Genomic DNA, 19,782 nt, shown 5'->3' on the forward strand with positions numbered 1-19,782 from the left:
CGCCCCGGCGATGACTTGTCGGCGGATGACCGACCTGCGTATCCGCTGAGAGACGACGGATGCCGTTGTCGACCCGACTGTGCAGTGGGTATCGTTTTTCGATAGATATCCATTGCTCATCGATAGGGCCACTATGAACCCCCGAGTCTCCCGCGCGCTCAAGGCGCTGATCGTCGTTCTGATCGCGCTGCTGCTCGCCAGCCAGATCCTGGTGATCCCCGAGGTCGCGCGCATCACCGCGCTGCGCAACCCCGACGTGGTGCAGCTCGAGATTCCGGGCATCATCGGGGCGGTCGTGTTCCTCGCGCTCGTCGAGGTCACCTTGGTGTGCGTCTGGTTCCTGCTGTCGCTGGTGCAGACCGACCGCATCTTCCGGGTCGAGGCGTTCCGCTATGTCGACATCATCCTCGGAGCGCTCGTCGCAGCGGGTGTGCTGATCCTCGCCGCGTACTTGGTGATCCTGGCCAATCGGGCGGTGTCCCTCTCGTTGTCGCTGCTCGCGATCCTCGGTGTCGTCGTCAGCGCCGCGCTCGCTCTGCTCGTCGTGGTGCTGCGCGGGCTGCTGCGCAAGGCGCTCGAGCTCGAGCAGGATCTCTCCGAGGTCGTCTGATGCCCATCGTGATCGATCTCGACGTGCAGCTGGCCCGCAAGAAGATGAGCGTGCAGGACTTCGCCGACGCCATCGGCATCACCCCCGCGAACGTCGCCGTGCTGAAGAACGGCCGTGCCAAGGCCGTGCGGTTCACCACCCTCGAGGCGATCTGTCGCGTGCTCGACTGCCAGCCGGGAGACATACTGCGCTGGGTGCCCGACTCCGAGGAGGCATCATGACCGCGCCCGTGACCGTGTCGCAGACCGCTGCATCGACCAGCGCATCGATGTCGCCGCCGACCACCTGGGGCGAGTCGGTCGCCCGCCACCTGCTCGATGAACGCGCCTGCCCGGTGTGCCACGCGGCACTCGAGGGCGGATGCTGCCCGCGGTGCGGATCCGACCTGCGCGGCACGGTCGGGGTCACCGTCTGGGAGTCGTCGCTCGCCGCCGCGACAGCGCTGCGCGCCCGCGAGGCACTGCTGCGCCGCATTCCGACCGTTAGCCATGCATCGGCCGTGCGCGCCGCATCGACAGGCGCCACAGCATCCGCATCCGCTCCGGCATCCGCACGAACCGCGTCGCCGCCGCCCGTGTCGTCTCCGCCCGCACCGCCCCGAGACGCATCGGAGCGCGGGGGAGACGCCGACCCGCAGGGGAGTGCCACGCTGCAGTCGGTGCTCGCCACGGCGGGCGCGGGGCTCTTCGCGGTCGCGGCGATCGTCTTCACGTACTTCAATCCGGATCTCGCCGACCGCGCGCTGCGCAGCGTGATCGTCGGACTCATCACTCTGCTCTTCCTCGGGGGCGCCTGGCTGCTGTCACGCCGAGGACTGCGGTTCTCGGCAGAGGCGGTCGGTGGGCTCGGACTCGTCTTCGCGGGGCTCGACATCCACGCGGTCGCGCAGCTCGCGGCCCCGGGGATCGACCCGTGGCTGACCTCGGCCATCGCGACGGCGGCTGCCGGAGGCGTGATGCTCTGGGCCGGGGCCAGGCGCGGCATCCGCATCTGGCAGTGGACCGCAGTGGTGGCGATCGCGCTCGTGCCGGCCATGCTCGGTGCTGCCGGTGGCACACCGTCGACCGCGGTGCTCGGAGCGATCGGGGTCGCGTTCGCGGGTGCCGCCCTCGTCGAGTGGCTGCGTCTGCCCGCGGCCGAGGCTGTGACCCTCACTGCGCTGCAGCTGATCGCCAGCCTCTCCTCTCTCGTGCTGGTGTGGTCTGTGGGCTCTGCCGATGCCGTGTGGTCGCTGCTCACCATCAGCGCGATGCTGGTGCTGATCGCGATCCACATGGTCGTGGCGGCGCGGCGCCTGCTCGCGGGTCTCTGGGCCTTCGGGGCCGGTGGCGTCGCATCTGTGGCGCTCATCGTCGCGGTCTACGCGGTGACCGCCGGCGCCGTGGTCGAGGGGTCGTTGCTGTTCGAGGATTCCGTGGTGTTCGCCGTCGTGCCGGCATCCGCTGTCCTGGCCCTCGTGTTCATCGGTGCGCTCGTGCCGCTGCCGAAGGCGGTGCCCCGCGCGCCCGTCGTCGCCGGGTCTCTCACGGTGCTCGTCATACCGGCAGTGCTGGTTCTCGCACCGTCGGCGCTCACCGGGCTCTCGACCGTGCGCGAGTTCCTGCGCGTGAACGACGAGGTCGGCCCGGTCGGGATGCCGGGGTGGGGGCTGCCGCTAGGCCTGCTGGCGATGTGCGCGGGGCTCGGCGCGTTCAGCGCGCTCGCCCGGCGTCGCGTCGGCATCCACCGGTTCGCGAACGCGACGGCGCTGGCCTCCCTCTGCTTCGGCGCGCTCGTGGTGCTCGTGGTCGGATGCGGTCCGCTGCTGGTGCTCCCCGCCGCGATCGCCGTGCTGACGGTGCCGGTGATCGTGCTCGCCGCCGCGCTGTGGATCCTGCCGACCCTCCTCGAGGGGCGAGGTCTGCGGATCGTCGCGCTGGTCGCCGCCCACATCTCACTCGTCGCCGCGGCGATGATCGCGTGGCGCGACCCCGCTGTCGTGCCGCTCGCCGGTGCGGGCATACTCGTCGCACTGGCCGCGCTCGTGATCGTGCTGCCGGCCGCCCGGCGCTTCCTCTACGTGGGTGCCGGATTCGGCTATGCGCTGGTGCTCGTGGCGACGGCCCTCGGGCTCGCCGGCGTCGGTGGCGTCGCGCAGCTGTCGCTGACGGTGTCGACCGGACTCGTCGTCGCGATCATCGCGACCTACCTGCCGGCCATCGGCGCACGGGCCTGGCAGGCGGTGCTCGTCGTGTCGGCGGTGCCGTTCGGCATCGGCATCCTGCAGGTTGTGGTCGAGCGCAGCGGGTGGACGGCGCTGTCGACCGGGCTCATGTTCGCTCTCGCCCTCTCTCTCATGCTCACCCGCAGGCCCGGCCTGACCCTCGTGGTGCGTACGGCGGCGGCGGGGATGCTCGTGCCGACGCTCGCCGTGATGATCGTGTGCCTGGGGGCGCAGCTGCTCGCATCGAGCGGATCGCCTGTGGTGCTGCCGATCATCGCGATCCTCGTCGCGCTGGTGCTGCCGTCGACCGCGATCATCCGCGAGTCGCTGCGGTCACGCGGTCATTCCGTGGTGACCGTCGATGCGGCGCGAGTCGCCATCGAGGTCTCGGCGCTGGTGACCGGCGCGATCGCCACCGCGCTTGCGGTGGCGCGTGAAGCGGCGGGCCTCGGCACGTCGTTCCTGGTGCTGCTGATCCTCGGGCTCGGCGCCGCCGCGCAGGCGATGTTCGCGGGGCGCCGCTATGCCTGGGGAGTTGCCGGTGCCGCTTTCACCGGCGCGCTCTGGTGCGTCTGGGGGATGGTCGGCGTCGATGTGCTCGAGGCCTACCTGCTGCCGCCCACGCTGGGCGCCGCTGTGGTGGCGGTGCTGCTCACGCTGCGTGGTCACCGGGTCACGGCCCTGTATGCCGCAGGACTGCTCGTGGCGATCGGGCCGATCGTCGCTCTCGTCGCCGTCATCGAACCGGATGCCGCGGGGCAGGATGCCGCAGGGCAGGGCGTCACCGGGCAGGGGTCACTCGTCGAGGGTGCCGTGATGTGGCGCGTGATCGCCCTCCTGGTCGCGGCGTGGATGCTGCTGGCGCTGGAGGCCCTCGTTCGGCGGGCGACGGCGGGCACGCGGATGCGTCGGCTGCGCGCTCTGCGCATCCCGACCCTGCTCGCCGCGGCCCTCGCGGCGACGGTCGGCGCGGTGCAGGGCATCCGTCTCGGCCTCGGCTGGGACCACCCGTCGCTGCACGGCGCCGGTCTGTTCGTCGCGTGTCTGGGGGTGAGCGCCGTCGGCGCCATCGCGCTCGCGCTCGCGGCCCACGGCATCCGTCGGGCCGCCCGCCCCGAATCGACGCTGCGGGCGAACCGGTGGCTCGGTGCGCCTGCCGCTCTCGCACTGGCGCTCGGCGTGTGGTTCGCGATCGAACGGGACTGGTTCTCGATCTGGGCCATGTGGGCGCTCATGCTCGCCTATCTGGTGATGGTCGTCGTGACGGCATCCCGAGTGCGCCGCGGCGCGACGACCCTGCCGCCCGTGTGGTTCCTGTTCGCGATCGCCTTCGTGACGGCGGTCGTGGCGTGGAGTCCGCGCGACCTACGTGTCGAGTGGTTCTCGCTGCCGCTGGGCGCCTTCCTGCTGCTGGCCGGAGTCATCGTGATGCGAGAGGTCGGGGGTGAGTCCGCCGATGCCGTCGATCGTCGGGCAACGCTCGACAGCTGGCCGGCCGGGTGGAGCGGGTCGTGGGCGCTGCTGGCGCCCGGCCTCGTGGTGATGATGAGCGCCTCGATCGTGTCGACCTTCACCGATCCGCTCACCTGGCGGGCGATCCTGGTGATGGTGCTCGCGCTCGCGGCGATCCTCGTCGGATCCCGCGGCAGGCTGGCCGCGCCGTTCCTCATCGGTCTCATCGTGCTGCCGATCGAGAACGTGTTCGTGTTCTCGGTGCAGATCGGTCGCGGCATCGAATCCATGCCGTGGTGGATCACCCTCGCTGTGATGGGTGCGGTGCTGTTGATCATCGCCGTCACGGCGGAGCGCCGCACGGGAGAGGGCGGTTCGGTCGCGGCGAGGATCAGGGATCTGCGCTGAACCCGACCCCATTTGACCGGCCACGTTACGCGGCATTACACTTGATCAGGTGTGTGCACGTCTTGACGTGCTCGCTGGGCGTCGGCTCCATGGCCGGTCCGCCCCCACGGCATACCCACCACCACAAAGGCTCGTCGATTCCGGCGTGCCGGTGGGTCATGAGGTGAAACCCATCACGCTGTCACCGTGCAGCACTATGAGGAGAGAACGTGCCAACCATTCAGCAGTTGGTTCGCAAGGGTCGCTCGCCGAAGGTCACCAAGACCAAGACGCCTGCCCTGAAGTCGAACCCGCAGCAGGCCGGGGTCTGCACCCGCGTCTACACCACCACCCCGAAGAAGCCGAACTCGGCGATGCGCAAGGTCGCTCGTGTGAAGCTCCGCAACGGGTCCGAGGTCACCGCCTACATCCCGGGTGAGGGTCACAACCTCCAGGAGCACTCGCTGGTGCTCGTCCGCGGCGGTCGTGTCAAGGACCTCCCCGGTGTTCGCTACAAGATCGTCCGCGGCGCCCTGGACACCCAGGCCGTCAAGAACCGTAAGCAGGCTCGCAGCCGCTACGGCGCGAAGAAGGGCTGAGTCCAATGCCTCGTAAGGGTCCCGCCCCGAAGCGTCCCGTCGTCAACGACCCGGTATACGGCGCTCCGATCGTCAGCCAGCTGGTCAACAAGATCCTGGTCGACGGCAAGAAGTCGCTCGCCGAGTCGATCGTCTACGACGCTCTCAAGGGCGTCGAAGCGAAGAACGGTCAGGATGCCGTCGCCACTCTGAAGAAGGCGCTCGACAACGTGCGCCCCACCCTCGAGGTCAAGAGCCGCCGTGTCGGTGGCTCGACCTACCAGGTTCCGATCGAGGTCAAGCCGCACCGCGCGAACACCCTCGCGCTGCGCTGGCTCGTCAGCTACGCGAAGGGTCGTCGTGAGAAGACGATGACCGAGCGTCTGCAGAACGAGATCCTCGACGCGTCGAACGGTCTCGGCGCTGCCGTCAAGCGTCGTGAAGACACGCACAAGATGGCCGAGTCGAACCGCGCGTTCGCTCACTACCGCTGGTAAACAGCTTCGTCCGCCCCCGATCACACATCGGGGGCGGACACCCCCTCTTCGCAGTACGACTGCACAAAAGATAAGGACACTCCTGTGGCACAAGACGTGCTCACCGACCTGAACAAGGTCCGGAACATCGGCATCATGGCTCACATCGATGCTGGCAAGACCACCACGACCGAGCGCATCCTGTTCTACACGGGCGTCAACCACAAGCTCGGCGAGACCCACGACGGTGCATCGACCACCGACTGGATGGAGCAGGAGAAGGAGCGCGGCATCACGATCACGTCTGCCGCCGTGACCTGCTACTGGAACAAGAACCAGATCAACATCATCGACACCCCCGGTCACGTGGACTTCACGGTCGAGGTGGAGCGTTCGCTCCGCGTCCTCGACGGTGCCGTCGCCGTCTTCGACGGCAAGGAGGGCGTCGAGCCCCAGTCCGAGACCGTGTGGCGTCAGGCTGACAAGTACAACGTCCCCCGCATCTGCTTCGTCAACAAGATGGACAAGCTCGGCGCGGACTTCTACTTCACCGTCGACACCATCATCAACCGCCTCGGCGCCAAGCCGCTGGTCATCCAGCTGCCCATCGGTGCGGAGAACGACTTCATCGGCGTCATCGACCTCGTCGAGATGCGTGCGCTCGTCTGGGCGGGTGACTCCAAGGGTGACGTCACCATGGGCGCCTCCTACGAGATCCAGGAGATCCCGGCCGACCTCAAGGACAAGGCCGACGAGTACCGTCAGCAGCTCCTCGAGACCGTCGCCGAGACCGACGACGCGCTGCTCGAGAAGTTCTTCGGTGGCGAAGAGCTGACCGTCGCCGAGATCAAGGGCGCGATCCGCAAGCTCACCGTGGCTTCGGAGATCTACCCGGTGCTCTGCGGTTCGGCGTTCAAGAACCGTGGCGTCCAGCCGATGCTCGACGCGGTCGTCGACTACCTGCCGAACCCGCTCGACGTGGGTTCGATCCAGGCGCACGACCCCAAGGACTACGACACGATCATCGAGCGTCACCCCGACGCGAAGGACCCGTTCGCAGCTCTCGCGTTCAAGGTCGCGGTGCACCCGTTCTTCGGTCGCCTCACCTACGTGCGCGTCTACTCGGGCCAGCTCGACTCCGGTGCCCAGGTCATCAACTCGACCAAGGGCAAGAAGGAGCGCATCGGGAAGATCTTCCAGATGCACGCCAACAAGGAGATCCCTGTTCCCTCGGTCACCGCGGGCAACATCTACGCGGTCATCGGTCTGAAGGACACCACCACCGGTGACACCCTGACCGACCCGACCTCGCCGGTCGTCCTCGAGTCGATGACGTTCCCCGAGCCCGTCATCGAGGTCGCCATCGAGCCGAAGACCAAGGCCGACCAGGAGAAGCTGGGTGTCGCCATCCAGAAGCTCGCTGAAGAGGACCCGACCTTCCGCACGGAGCTCAACCCCGAGACCGGTCAGACGACCATCAAGGGCATGGGCGAGCTGCACCTCGACATCCTCGTCGACCGCATGAAGCGCGAGTTCAACGTCGAGGCCAACGTCGGCAAGCCGCAGGTGGCGTACCGCGAGACGATCCGCAAGGGCGTCGAGAAGCACGACTACACGCACAAGAAGCAGACGGGTGGATCGGGTCAGTTCGCGAAGATCCAGTTCAACATCGAGCCGCTCGACCTCGACGACGAGAAGACGTACGAGTTCGTCAACGCGGTCACCGGTGGTCGTATCCCGCGTGAGTACATCGGCTCGATCGATGCCGGTTTCCAGGATGCGATGAACGTCGGCGTGCTCGCCGGCTACCCGATCGTCGGCGTCAAGGCGACCATCGTCGATGGTGCGGCTCACGATGTCGACTCCTCGGAGATGGCGTTCAAGATCGCAGGGTCGATGGGTATGAAGGAAGCCCTTCGTCGGGCGAGCCCGGCACTGCTCGAGCCGCTCATGGCGGTCGAGGTGCGTACTCCCGAGGAGTACATGGGCGACGTCATCGGCGACCTGAACTCGCGTCGTGGCCAGATCCAGTCGATGGAAGACGCCGCCGGCGTCAAGGTCGTCCGTGCACACGTCCCGCTGTCCGAGATGTTCGGTTACATCGGTGACCTGCGCTCGAAGACTTCGGGTCGCGCCGTCTACTCGATGGAGTTCAACAGCTACGCTGAGGTTCCCCGCGCTGTGGCCGACGAGATCGTCCAGAAGCACCAGGGCGGCGAGTAACAACTTCCTGGGAGCCGGGCTCAGGTCCGGCTCCCAGGTCCCCTACAACTTCACATTCCCTCTCTACTAAACTGAGATTCACACCCGTAGAGAACCGGTCGCAAACCAGTGCCCGGCACCCTCTACATGACGTCCTGAGGAGGACCCAGTGGCTAAGGCCAAGTTCGAGCGGACCAAGCCGCACGTCAACATCGGAACCATCGGTCACGTTGACCACGGCAAGACCACGCTCTCCGCAGCGATCTCGAAGGTGCTTGCTGACAAGTTCCCGTCTGACACCAACGTGCAGCGCGACTTCGCTTCCATCGACTCGGCGCCGGAAGAGCGCCAGCGTGGAATCACCATCAACATCTCGCACATCGAGTACGAGACCCCGAAGCGCCACTACGCGCACGTTGACGCCCCCGGCCACGCCGACTACGTCAAGAACATGATCACCGGTGCTGCTCAGATGGACGGCGCGATCCTCGTGGTCGCCGCCACCGACGGCCCGATGGCTCAGACGCGTGAGCACGTGCTGCTCGCCAAGCAGGTCGGCGTTCCGTACCTGCTGGTCGCGCTGAACAAGTCCGACATGGTCGACGACGAGGAGATCCTGGAGCTCGTCGAGCTCGAGGTCTCCGAGCTGCTCGCATCGCAGGGCTTCGCGGAAGACGCTCCTGTCGTTCGCGTCTCCGCTCTCAAGGCCCTCGAGGGTGACGAGAAGTGGACCCAGGCGATCCTGGACCTCATGGAGGCCGTGGACGAGAACGTTCCCGACCCCGTGCGCGACAAGGACAAGCCGTTCCTGATGCCCGTCGAGGACGTCTTCACGATCACCGGTCGTGGAACCGTCGTCACCGGCCGCGCCGAGCGTGGCACGCTGGCCATCAACTCCGAGGTCGAGATCGTCGGACTCCGTCCGACCGTCAAGACCACGGTCACGGGTATCGAGATGTTCCACAAGCAGCTCGACGAGGCATGGGCCGGCGAGAACTGTGGTCTCCTGCTCCGTGGCACGAAGCGTGAAGACGTGGAGCGCGGTCAGGTCATCGTCAAGCCGGGTTCGGTCACGCCGCACACCGACTTCGCGGGCACCGCGTACATCCTTTCCAAGGATGAGGGTGGGCGTCACAACCCGTTCTACACGAACTACCGCCCGCAGTTCTACTTCCGCACCACCGACGTCACCGGCGTCATCACGCTGCCCGAGGGCACCGAGATGGTCATGCCCGGCGACACCACTGACGTGACGGTCGAGCTGATCCAGCCGATCGCCATGGAAGAGGGCCTCGGCTTCGCCATCCGTGAGGGTGGACGTACCGTCGGCGCTGGTACGGTCACGAAGATCATCAAGTAAGCATCTGCTTTCTGGCACAGGGGTCGGACCTTCGGGTCCGGCCCCTTTGTCGTACCCGGGCCGCGGTGCCGTCGGCCGCTGCCGTGCGGCGTCGGCGGTGGTGTGCGGCGCGAGACCCACATTTCGGGCCGAGACCCGTGTGCTGGCGGTGGGTTTCGTGCGGGAAGGGCGGTTTCGTGGCGGCACGACGGCGTGCGCGCGGCGAAACCCAACTTTCCGGGTGAGACCCGTGTGCTGGGGGTGGGTCTCGTGCGCAAAGCGCGGTCTCGCGGTGTAGCGGGCCGCAGCGGGGGCGAAGCCGGGGTCGAAGCCGGGGGTGGCGGGGGCTGCGGCGGGGGGATGCTGCGGCGAAACCCACCTTTCGGGGTGAGATCCGTGTGCTGGGGGTGGGTCTCGTGCGAGAAGCGCGGTCTCGAGGGGTATTGGGCTGCAGCGGGTCGACGCCGGGGGCGACGGGGGCGGCGGCAGCGGCGGCTGCGGCGGGGGGATGCTGCGGCGAAACCCGAATTCCGGGGCGAGACCCCTGTGCAGGCGATGGGTCTCGTGCGAGAAGCGTGGTCTCGCTGGGTAGCGGGCCGCAGCGGGGAGAAGACGGGATCGAAGCCGGGGTCGAAGCCGAGGGCGACGGCGGCTGCGGCCAAGGACGCTGCGGCGGGGGATGCCGCGGCGAAACCCACATTCCGGCGCGAAACCCCCGCGCAGGCGATGGGTTTGGCGCAGAATCGGCGGTCTCGCGACGGAATCCGCAGCCATGCGGCACGACGCGCCGATGTATGACCTTGAATATAACTTGAAGTGTCGTATATGGTGAGGAACGCTGCGCATACGCAGCACGCAGGCGCGCGCCCGGGGTCAAGGCCGGACGCGAACCGCTGACACTTCAGGATGGCCCCACGCTTCCCTGAACGGCCGTCGACGGTGTCTGCGTCAGGGGAGTACCTGCGCGCCGGGGAGTGGCACGCAGGGTAATAGGGGAGTTTCAGCATGCGTTCGACCCTGCGTCGAAGGACTTTTTCGCGCGCCCGGAGACTGACGGCAATCGCCACCGTCGTCTCACTGATCACGGGAGCGCTCGCTCTCGGGGTCGCCGCGCAGATGGCGACCGCAGCGTCCTGGACGCCCAGCGTCTCGGCCGAGAACGTCGATCCGACCGGTACGGTCAAGGACTTCGTCCTGGCCGGCGAGAACGTCGGGTTCTCGATCGATGTGACCAACCGCAGCGGCGGCGCACAGTTCAACCTGGCGCTCGTGGCGACACTGCCGGCCAACGTCTCGTACGTCTCGGGTGAGGTTCAGGGTGGCGCACTCGCCGCGCCGAAGATCTACGCCGCGGGCGATGTATTGCCCAATCGCGCACGCACGGCGGCCGACGCATCCTGCGTTTCCCTCGGCCTCGTCAACGCCCCCGGGCAGGCGCCGCTCTGCGCCGTGCCCGCCGGACAGCAGATCTGGGTCTGGTCGAACGTGGACGACCTGCCGCAGGGCGGCACCGTCTCACCGACCATCACGGTCGCACCGAACGATGACTATCCGGTCGGCAGCGTGGTCGGCTTCTCGATCGCCGTATACACGTCGAACGATCCGACGCGTCTACCCACGTTCGACGGCTCGCCCAGCGTCTCGCGCTCGACGGCCCACACGTCTGGCGCCGGAGTCGCCACCGACGACGTGCCCGTGCAGGCCGTGCGCATCGTCAAGGATGAGCCGAGCGCCGAGAGCGAGCTGCTGCGCGGCGTACACACCACCATCACGACGTACTCGATGAAGGTCGAGAACACGACGCGCGGCGCGACGAACGACGTCACCGTCACCGACTACCTCCCCGCCGGGCTCGAATACCTCGGTCTGGCACAGGACAACGACAACAGCTCGAGTATCGAGTACGCCGGTGCCCCGGTCATCGAGGGCGGCACGACCGTCGGCGAGTCCGTCGACACCGTGCAGCTGTCGGCATCCGAAGCTGCAGCCCTCGGCCTGCCGGGCGCGGGTATCTACACGAAGATCGTCTGGACGCTGGCTCCGCTCGAGGCCGGCGAGACGCGGGTGATCGAGTATCACGCGGCTGTCCCGCTGTTCGCGAACGCACTGTGGGCAGAGGGCTCCGCCCCCGATGCCGCCACCGGTGCGCAGGCGGCGAATCTCGACAACAACACCGGAGCCTCGACGCGCCACGGCGGCGAGTCGACTCCCGAGGCGGCGCAGACGTTCCGCAACGTCGCGATGGTCGACGGCCAGTACCAGGGCCCCGTCGTGAACGATGACCCGGCCCTGCGTGCCGCGCACGACGACGATGGCGAGATCATCGAAGCCGTCGACGTGCGCGTGCTGAAGCGCGTCGACACGGGCGGCCAGTTCACCACCGGTTCGGTGGCGACGTACTCGATCGACCTCAAGGTCAGCGAATATGTCGATGCGAGCGACATCGTGCTCACCGATGTGATCCCCAACGGACTGTGCCCCGCCTTCCCGGGTTCGCTCGACGGCGTCGATCTCATCATCGGCTCCGAGACCGTGACGCAGCAGACGTGGAACGCGCAGGCCCCCGGCGATGCATGCAACTACCCGACCACGGAGTCCGCGGCCGTGCTGTCGCCCGAACTCCACCTCGTGTCGATCACCTACACCCCGACCGACGGCACCTTCACGGTCGTCGTCGACGTCGACCCCCTGAACGCCGGCGAGCCGTTCACCGCCGAGTACTCCGTGACGCAGCGCCCGAACTACACGGGTGCCGGCGGCGGCACGAGCTCGGGTGACAGCTTCGTCAACAAGGTCTCGGTGACCGCGAAGACCGAGCCGATCGCCGCGATCGCGAACGACCCGACGATGGCCGACCGCGTGGGCGGCGCTCGATACGTCTTCGACGACTCGGCCGCCGTCATCGGCTCGGACCGCACGATCCTCGAGAAGACCGTGCTCGAGCGCGGCACGACACCCGACATGGAGCAGCCGGAGGAGCTGCTGAAGCAGGCCGCCAAGCCCTTCTCCCCGGGGGATGACGTCTGGTATCGCCTGTTCGTGGACTTCGCCGACGGCATCGACAGCCGCAACCCGCTGCTCACCGACTATCTGCCCGAGGGCATCGAGGTGCAGGAGCTTCGCTACGCCTACACCGGCATCCCCGGTTCCACCGATGTGATGGGCCCGGTGGCATACGGCTCCCCGGGATTCCCGACCGCCTACATCCCGAACGTCGCGCCCACCGGCGCCTCGCTGACATGGGAGCTCGGCGCACGCAACCGCGCCTCGAGCGGTGATCGCTTCATGCCCGAGGGCAGCACACTCACCGTCTTCGTCCGTGGCACCGTGAAGGCGCAGTCCGCGTCTCAGGACGAGGTCGACAACCCCCTCAACCAGGCGAAGTACCAGCAGGTCAACGTCGACGGCGTGCTCGACTTCCGTCGATCGGATGCCGGCATCGACCTCGACTGGGGTTCGACCCTCACGAAGGGCATCGTCGCGGTCAACGGGCGCGAGATCGCCGGCTCCTTCGGCGATCGCGACCAGAGCGAGCAGGTCGTGCAGGGCGACCGGGTCGACTACCGCATCGATGTGAAGGCTCCGCAGAACACCACCACCGACTACGTGGTCTGGGATGTGCTGCCGGCCGGTGTGAAGAAGGCCGACGTGTCGGCGCCACTCGCAGAGCTCCACCCGACGGGCGCGCAGCTCGGCGGAGCGGATGCTGTCGCGACGATGTACGACGCGGGGGAGACCCTGCCCGACGGCATCGCGCTGAGCAGCGCCTTCACCGGACGATCGGTGATCGTCTGGAAGATCAGCGCGTCGATCGCCGGTTCCGTCGCCGCAGTGGGGACGACGCCGGAGGCCGTCAGCGGCTTCAGCCTCGGCTACCGCCTCACCGTGCCCAACGGCACCGTCATCGGCGGAGGAGATGCCGCGCAGCTGACGCAGAAGTACACGAACACTGCGGGCATCGTCGACTACGCGGTCGAGAACGCCGGTGGCGGAAAGACCACCGTGGTGCCGCAGCGCGACGGCGGCGGACAGCAGCTGACGACGCGCACCCCGGGTGATGGCGAGGTGTCGGCATCCGACATCGACACCGTCGACAGCGCCGAGGTGCACCTGCCCGACGTGACGATCGAGAAGAACCTGTTCTCGACCGAGGTCGCACCGGGCGTAGGTGCCGCCGGCATGACTGATCTCGGTGACGGCACCCGCAACTCCGCGAGCCAGATCGTGCAGGGCGAGTACGCGACGTTCGAGTACTCCGTGACGATCCCCGCGCGCACGACGGTCAAGGGCGCTGTGCTCTCGGACAACGGGCGGTTCGCCGTGGCGGGCCGCAACCTGCCGTACGAGTACGTGCAGGACAGCGCTCGGTACTTCGGACCGGATGGTGACGCGCTGATCACCGGTGACGGGGCGACGGACTTCAGGGTCGCGCAGACCGAGGGTGCCGCGCACGGTGTGCTGACATTCCCCGACACGTATACGAACGCGACGGAGGACGCGCAGAAGTTCCGCGTTCGGATAACCGTATGGATGAAGGACCGGGATGTGTCGAACCCGGGCGTCGCTGACATCACCGACAGGTCGACCCTGACGAACACGGCGGCCCTCATATTCACCGATCCGAACACCGAGGCGCCCATTCCGGTGGTTCGCACCGACACCGCGAACGCGACGTTCGTGCAGCCCGCCCCGACGCTCAGGAAGACGGCCTCGTCGGCCGAGGTGCGCGCGAACGGCACGGTCGATTTCACCCTGACCGCGAGCAACACCTCGGGGCGCCCGGCACTCTACGACGTGGTCATCATCGACTGCGTGCCGAAGGAGCTTGCGGCGAGCAACCTGCGCACTTCCACGGGCCAGGCGAACGTCCTCGACGAGAACTGCTCGGCCACGAGCGCCGGCGTCATCACGCGCGGTTCAGGCACGGGCACGGTCATCGAGTGGAAGATCCGCATGCTTCCCGGCACGGGTACTGCCCCGACCCTCACCTACACGGGGACGGTCGATGAGCAGGCGGGCGGCGCCTCGCAGTTCGTCAACCGCGCCACGCTGACCGGACACACGCTGCCCGTCGCCGTCGGCGGCGACACCGACACGACCGACCGACGCGGCACCTACACAGTGAACGCGAACGCTGTCGTACGGCTCCCAGATGCGGTGCCGCAGAAGTCGGTCAGTCCTGCATCTGCCGCGGTGGGCGAGCTCGTGACCTACACGGTCACGACCGCGCTCCCCGCCAACACCAACTTCTACGACGTGGTGCTCACCGATGTGCTGCCCACCGGCGTCGAGTTCGTGCCGACGGGTACGCATTCCGAGACGCTGCAGTGGGATGCCGACACGCGCGTCCCCACCATCAGCGCGCCGACGCTCGCCGACGGCAAGCTGTCGTGGAAGATCACGTCGAACGACATCCGCTCGTGGGACAAGCCGCGTGCCATCACTGTGACCTATCAGGCTCGCCTGATGCCGGAGGTGACGTCGAGCAGACCGGTCAACACGGCGAGCTTCTCGTGGAACAAGATCAACGACTCCGCGATCCCCGGTGACCGGGTGACGTTGAACACGACGGCGGAGGTCACGATCGTCGACCCGAAGGTCACGGTCGCGAAGACCGTGCGGGCCACGGGCTCTGCTCCCGATGCCTTCGCATCGAAGGCCACCGGCAACCCCGACCAGTCGTTCGAGTACCGCATCGAGGTGAAGAACACCGGAGCTGTTCCGGCCTACGGCATCGTCGTGACCGACACGGTTCCGGTCGGCATCAGTGTCGACACGACCCAGGAGGCCTTCACGGGCACCAAGTTCGATGACGCTGCGATGCTGCTCGCCGGCGGCGGCGGGACCATCACCTGGACGATCCCGGGCCCGCTGAGTAACGTCGACGGCTCGAACACCCACGAGATCATCTACTACGGCACGTTCGCCGCGTCGAAGGGCATCACCAAGGACACCGTGCTGAAGAACTCCGTGGCGGTGAACGAGTACACCTCGAAACCGAACAACGGATGGACCTATGTGCCGGGCGACAAGAACCGCCCGGCAGGCAAGACTCCGGGTGGGGTGACGCTGACGCCGCAGGTCGCTGAGGCCGACATCGCCCCGCATTTCCCGCAGGTCGAACTCTCGAAGAGCCCCACGAACGATGTGCCGGCCTTCGTCGGCGGGTCGTTCTCGTGGACCCTTCAGGCCACGAACACCGGGGAGGGAGCCGCGCAGACGGTGACCCTGACCGACACCCTGCCCGAGAACTGGGCGTACGACCCGACCGTCGTGCCGGTGCTGCAGGTCGGCGGTCAGCCACCCGTCGAGCTCGGCGAGCCCACGCTCGGCGAAGACGGCGATCGTCAGACGGTCACCTGGCCGCTCGAGGCCGAGGACGGAAACCCGCTGCTGCCCGGAACCATCGATGGGGCGACCGACGCTCAGCGCACGTTGACGGTCACGTTCTCGTCGAAGCCCGAGCTCGGCGCGGCGATGATGACCGATGAGGGACTCGCGTTCGCGCATACCAACGCGGTGAGCGGAGTGGCGACCGACACTGTCGGTGCCGAGGGCAACGCCGACGGACCGTATGCGAGCGACCCGGCCACGGCCGACGCGCACATCGCGCGCGCCGACCTGAAGATGGTCAAGGAGGCCATCGGCGGAAATGCCGAGGGCGACTGGACCGCGGGCGAGAGCCTGCGCGCCGGGTACACCCAGCCGCAGTGGCGTCTCACGGTCACCAACCAGGGGCCGGATGCCGCCAACGGGCCGTTCCGCATCGTCGACGAGGCCGAACTGCCCGAGGGAGTGACCACGGGATCGTTCACCGCGCGCTACTTCGCCGATGCCGACGACACCGAGGGTGAGCCCTTCGCGGTCGCGGGTGCCGGCACGTCATCCGACCCGTTCGTCGTGGGAGACGCGACCCTCGCGCTGAAGGCCGACGGAAGTGACAGCCTCGTGCTCGTCGCCGACGTCACCATCGACGAGTCGGCCGTCGGCTCGGCGAGCAACTCGGCGAGCGTCGCCGGTCGCACCTGGGAGCGCCCGGAAGACCTCCTGGACAACAGCTCGCAGGTGACCAAGCCGCTCGCGAGCGCCGCAGATCTGGTGCTGACCAAGGCCGTCACCACCACCGAGGTCACTGCCGGACGCCCGATCACGTGGAGCATCTCGGTGCGCAACGACGGACCATCTGCGGCATCCACGACCAGCGTCGAGCCGGAGCGCCGCGCTGCGGCGACGCCGATCACGGTCACCGACACGGTGCCTGCGGGTGTCGTCGAGGTGCAGGACCCGTCTGCCGATCTCTCTGAGTGGACGGTCGCGGCCTCTGACGGCTGGCCCGCTTCGGCGGGTGACGTGATCACGTGGACCTACACGGGGTCGCAGATGCCGGTGGGTGCTGCGCAGCAGCTGTTCCTGACGGGAACCGTCGAGGCGTCGTGGACCGATGGTGAGATCACCAACTCCGCGGTCGTCGATTCGCCGGTGACGGTCGACCCGACGCCGGAGAACAACGAGGATGCCGTCACGGTCACCCCGGGCGACCAGACGTCTCTCGCGATCACCAAGACCCGCGTCGTGCTCGACGGCGGGGAGTGGAAGGATGCCGCGCAGCTGGGCGGAGCCCTTCCCGAGGTGGCCGCCGGAGCCACGGCGAGCTACCGCGTCGTCGTGACCAACAACGGACCCGCGGATGCTCGTCAGGTCACGGTCACCGACCAGGCTCCCGAGATGCTGACGTACGTCGAGGTGACGGACGAGAGCGGCGAATGGACGCGCACGACCGGTACTGAGGCTGAGGCCGAGGCCGAGGCCGAGGTTGAGGTTAAGGCCGAAGCCGCGACCGGTGATGTCTTCGCGCTGGCGGGCACCCTGCCCGCCGCGACCGGCGACAACACCAGATCGTTCATCGTGACCTACGCGCTGCCGGCCGAGTTGGAGCCCGGAACCGAGGTGCGCAACGTCGTCGTGGCGGAGGCCGAGAACTCGACCAATGCTCCCGACGACCTCGACACCACGGCATCCGATCGCGTCGCCGATCTCTCGATCGTCAAGCAAGCGATCGATACCGATGGCGCGCCCGTGGCCGACGACGTCGTGTCGCAGGTGACGGCGGGCACGCAGACGCGCTTCCTGCTGACCGTGACCAACAACGGTCCGAGCCTCTCGAGCGCGCCGATCGAGATCGTCGATCAGCTGCCCGCAGGCCTCACCTACGTGTCGTCGACCGTCGATGCGGCGGGTCTCGGTGCGGTGGATGCCGAGCCGACCGTGAGCGACGACGGGCGAGCGATCGCCTGGTCGGTGCTCGACACGGGTGACGTGCTCGCTGTCGGAGCGACGATCGTGATCGAGGTCACGGTCGACGTCGCCCCCGAGGTGCGGCCGCAGCGTCTGGTGAATGCGGCGGATGTCGCCGGCCCCGACGACGCGGATGCCGGCAACAACCACGCCGAAGCGACGGTCGATGTCGTGACCTTCGCAGAGCTCACCATCACCAAGCTCGCAGCTGACGGCCCGTGGGTCGCCGGCACCGAGGTCTCGTACACGCTCACCGTGCGCAACGACGGTCCGTCGTTCGCCGACGCGGCCGTCACCGATTTGCTGCCTGCGGGTCTCACCCCGGTCTCGATCGAGGGCGAGGGGTGGACCTGCGACACGGCTCAGAGCTGTGTGCGCGAGGCGCACCCGCTGGGCGACAGCGTGCTCACGGTCGTCGCTCGGATCGACGCGAACGTGCCCACCGGCACGGCGCTGACCAACACGGCGACAGTGTCGTGGACCGACAGTCGCGCCGCCGAGCCGCACCAGGTCAGCGACGATGCGGCGATCGACGTCACGACAGAGGCCGACCTGCGTCTCGTCAAGACGGCGATCGACGCCGAGGGTGCGGAGACGGCATCCGCTGTCGCAGGTGAGAGCGCGCGCTATCGCATCGAGGTCTCGAACCTCGGTTCGAGCGATGCGATCGGCCCGATCACCGTCGTCGATCAGCTGCCGGCAGGTGTGCGCTTCACCGGTCTCGTCGGGGACGCGGCGATCGGATGGTCGGCGCGTGCCGATGATGCCGATCCGCAGAGCGTGACGTTCACGGTGGCTCCGGCCTCGCTCGGTCTCGCGGCCGGGGGAGTCGCGCCCGCGATCGAGTTCGACGTGCTCGTCGACTCGGCCGTCGCACACGGTGCGGTGCTCACCAACTCGGCCACAGTCACCTCGGGCACGCCTGATGCGAATCCCGAGAACGACACCGACACGGCCGATCTGACCGTCGCCCGCGAGGTCGACCTGTCGATCACGAAGAGCCATGTCGCAGATGCCGTGCGCATCGGCGATGAGCTGCCCTTCGCGATCTCGGTGCGCAATGCAGGAGCATCCGAGGCCACCGATGTGGTCGTCACCGACACCGTGCCCGCAGGGCTCGAGGTCGTCTCGGCCGCCGGAACCACGGCGGACGGGTGGACGATCGAGTCGGTCGCACCGGTCGATGCTGCGGATGCTGCGGCCGGAACCCTCGTCGTCGCCCGGTACGCCGGTGCGCTCGCGCCGGGGGAGTCGACGAGCATCCTGGTCGTCGAGACGCGCGTGCTCGCAGGTGCCTATCCCGAGGTGGTCAACGTCGCAGACGTGACCGCCGCCGAGATCACCGACGAGCACCCCGACCGCACACCCGACGACAACCGGGCGGAAGACGCCGTGACCGTGCCGCCGATGGCGACTCTGGTCGTGGAGAAGAGCGCCGTCGGTGCCTTCCAGGTCGGTGGCGCGGGCGAGTTCGAGATCACCGTGCGCAACGACGGACCGACGGCGGATGCCGGCCCCATCGTGGTCACGGATGCTCTGCCCGAGGGACTCTCGTTCGTGTCGTCGCCCGATGACGGAGTGCGGGTCGACGGCCAGGTCGTGATCTGGACGCTCGCGGAGGGACTCGACGTCGACGAGCAGGTCACGCTGAGTGTGGTCGTGAGCATCGGCCAGGCGGCATACCCGTCGGTGACCAACACCGTCACCGTCGAGTCGCCGACAGAGCAGACCGACGATGCCCAGCTGGTCGACGATGCGACGGCACCTGTCACGCCCGCTGTTCCCGTGGTGATCACACCGGAGGATCCGGTGGTGGTGACGCCCGGCGGACCGGTCGTGATCACACCCGGCGGTCCGGTCGTGATCACACCCGGGGGACCGGTGGTGATCACACCCGGTGGCGCGCTGGCCACCACGGGTGCAGAGTTCAACGCGTGGCTGCTCGCTGTGGCACTGCTGCTGATGCTCTCGGGCGGACTGTTCGTGGGCTACCACCGCAGCCGTGAGGTGATCGCCGCCGAATGACGGATGCTCGGGACCCAGGGATTCACTCCCTGGGTCCCGAGCCGTTCATGGCTCTCTCAGCCGAACTGGGTCCCTGAGCCTGTCGAAGGGTCTTGAGCCGACTGGGTCTCTGAGCCCCACTGGGTCCCTGAGCCTGTCGAAGGGCCCCGAGCCACATTGGTCGCCTGAGCCGCATTGGTCGCCTGAGCCCCACTGGGTCCCTGAGCCTGTCGAAG

The 19,782-nt window shown here is 67.9% G+C and carries 8 protein-coding genes; all 8 read left to right on the forward strand.

The window, feature by feature from the left end; all coding sequences use genetic code 11:
• The first annotated feature begins 133 nt into the window (after positions 1 to 133).
• The 8 genes from ACZZZN_RS01475 (at position 134) to ACZZZN_RS01510 (ending at position 19,567) form a co-directional block, all read left to right on the forward strand.
• Positions 134 to 610, forward strand: coding sequence for a DUF2975 domain-containing protein (locus ACZZZN_RS01475; protein WP_463503492.1), 477 nt, complete (start codon positions 134 to 136; stop codon positions 608 to 610).
• Positions 610 to 831 carry a helix-turn-helix domain-containing protein gene (locus tag ACZZZN_RS01480; protein ID WP_241796311.1) on the forward strand — a complete coding sequence of 74 codons (222 nt, stop codon included), beginning with the start codon at positions 610 to 612 and terminating at the stop codon, positions 829 to 831. The genes ACZZZN_RS01475 and ACZZZN_RS01480 overlap by 1 nt, the downstream gene beginning before the upstream one ends.
• A complete protein-coding gene (locus tag ACZZZN_RS01485; RefSeq protein WP_463503493.1) occupies positions 828 to 4,673 on the forward strand; it encodes an SCO7613 C-terminal domain-containing membrane protein in 3,846 nt (1,281 codons plus the stop codon). Before ACZZZN_RS01480 ends, ACZZZN_RS01485 begins: the two co-directional genes overlap by 4 nt.
• Before the next feature lie 209 nt (positions 4,674 to 4,882).
• Positions 4,883 to 5,251: a 30S ribosomal protein S12 gene (gene rpsL / locus ACZZZN_RS01490; RefSeq protein WP_056312883.1), complete on the forward strand. Its 369-nt coding sequence runs from the start codon at positions 4,883 to 4,885 to the stop codon at positions 5,249 to 5,251.
• Between the two features lie 5 nt (positions 5,252 to 5,256).
• A complete protein-coding gene (gene rpsG / locus ACZZZN_RS01495) occupies positions 5,257 to 5,727 on the forward strand; it encodes a 30S ribosomal protein S7 (RefSeq protein WP_463503494.1) in 471 nt (156 codons plus the stop codon).
• A gap of 84 nt (positions 5,728 to 5,811) precedes the next feature.
• Positions 5,812 to 7,929: an elongation factor G gene (gene fusA, locus ACZZZN_RS01500; RefSeq protein ID WP_463503495.1), complete on the forward strand. Its 2,118-nt coding sequence runs from the start codon at positions 5,812 to 5,814 to the stop codon at positions 7,927 to 7,929.
• Positions 7,930 to 8,077: 148 nt separating this feature from the next.
• A complete protein-coding gene (tuf, locus tag ACZZZN_RS01505; protein ID WP_201471244.1) occupies positions 8,078 to 9,268 on the forward strand; it encodes an elongation factor Tu in 1,191 nt (396 codons plus the stop codon).
• Positions 9,269 to 10,252: 984 nt separating this feature from the next.
• Entirely contained in the window at positions 10,253 to 19,567 is a 9,315-nt protein-coding gene (locus ACZZZN_RS01510; protein ID WP_463503496.1) for an isopeptide-forming domain-containing fimbrial protein, read from the forward strand.
• Positions 19,568 to 19,782 lie beyond the last annotated feature (215 nt).

The sequence above is a fragment of the Microbacterium sp. AC145 genome (assembly GCF_979258505.1).

Bases quoted from the DNA above. Each gene is read 5' to 3' on its own strand.
- ACZZZN_RS01475 (WP_463503492.1), top strand. From the start codon at position 134: ATGAACCCCCGAGTCTCCCGCGCGCTCAAGGCGCTGATCGTCGTTCTG.
- ACZZZN_RS01480 (WP_241796311.1), top strand. From the start codon at position 610: ATGCCCATCGTGATCGATCTCGACGTGCAGCTGGCCCGCAAGAAGATG.
- ACZZZN_RS01485 (WP_463503493.1), top strand. From the start codon at position 828: ATGACCGCGCCCGTGACCGTGTCGCAGACCGCTGCATCGACCAGCGCA.
- rpsG (WP_463503494.1), top strand. From the start codon at position 5,257: ATGCCTCGTAAGGGTCCCGCCCCGAAGCGTCCCGTCGTCAACGACCCG.
- ACZZZN_RS01510 (WP_463503496.1), top strand. From the start codon at position 10,253: ATGCGTTCGACCCTGCGTCGAAGGACTTTTTCGCGCGCCCGGAGACTG.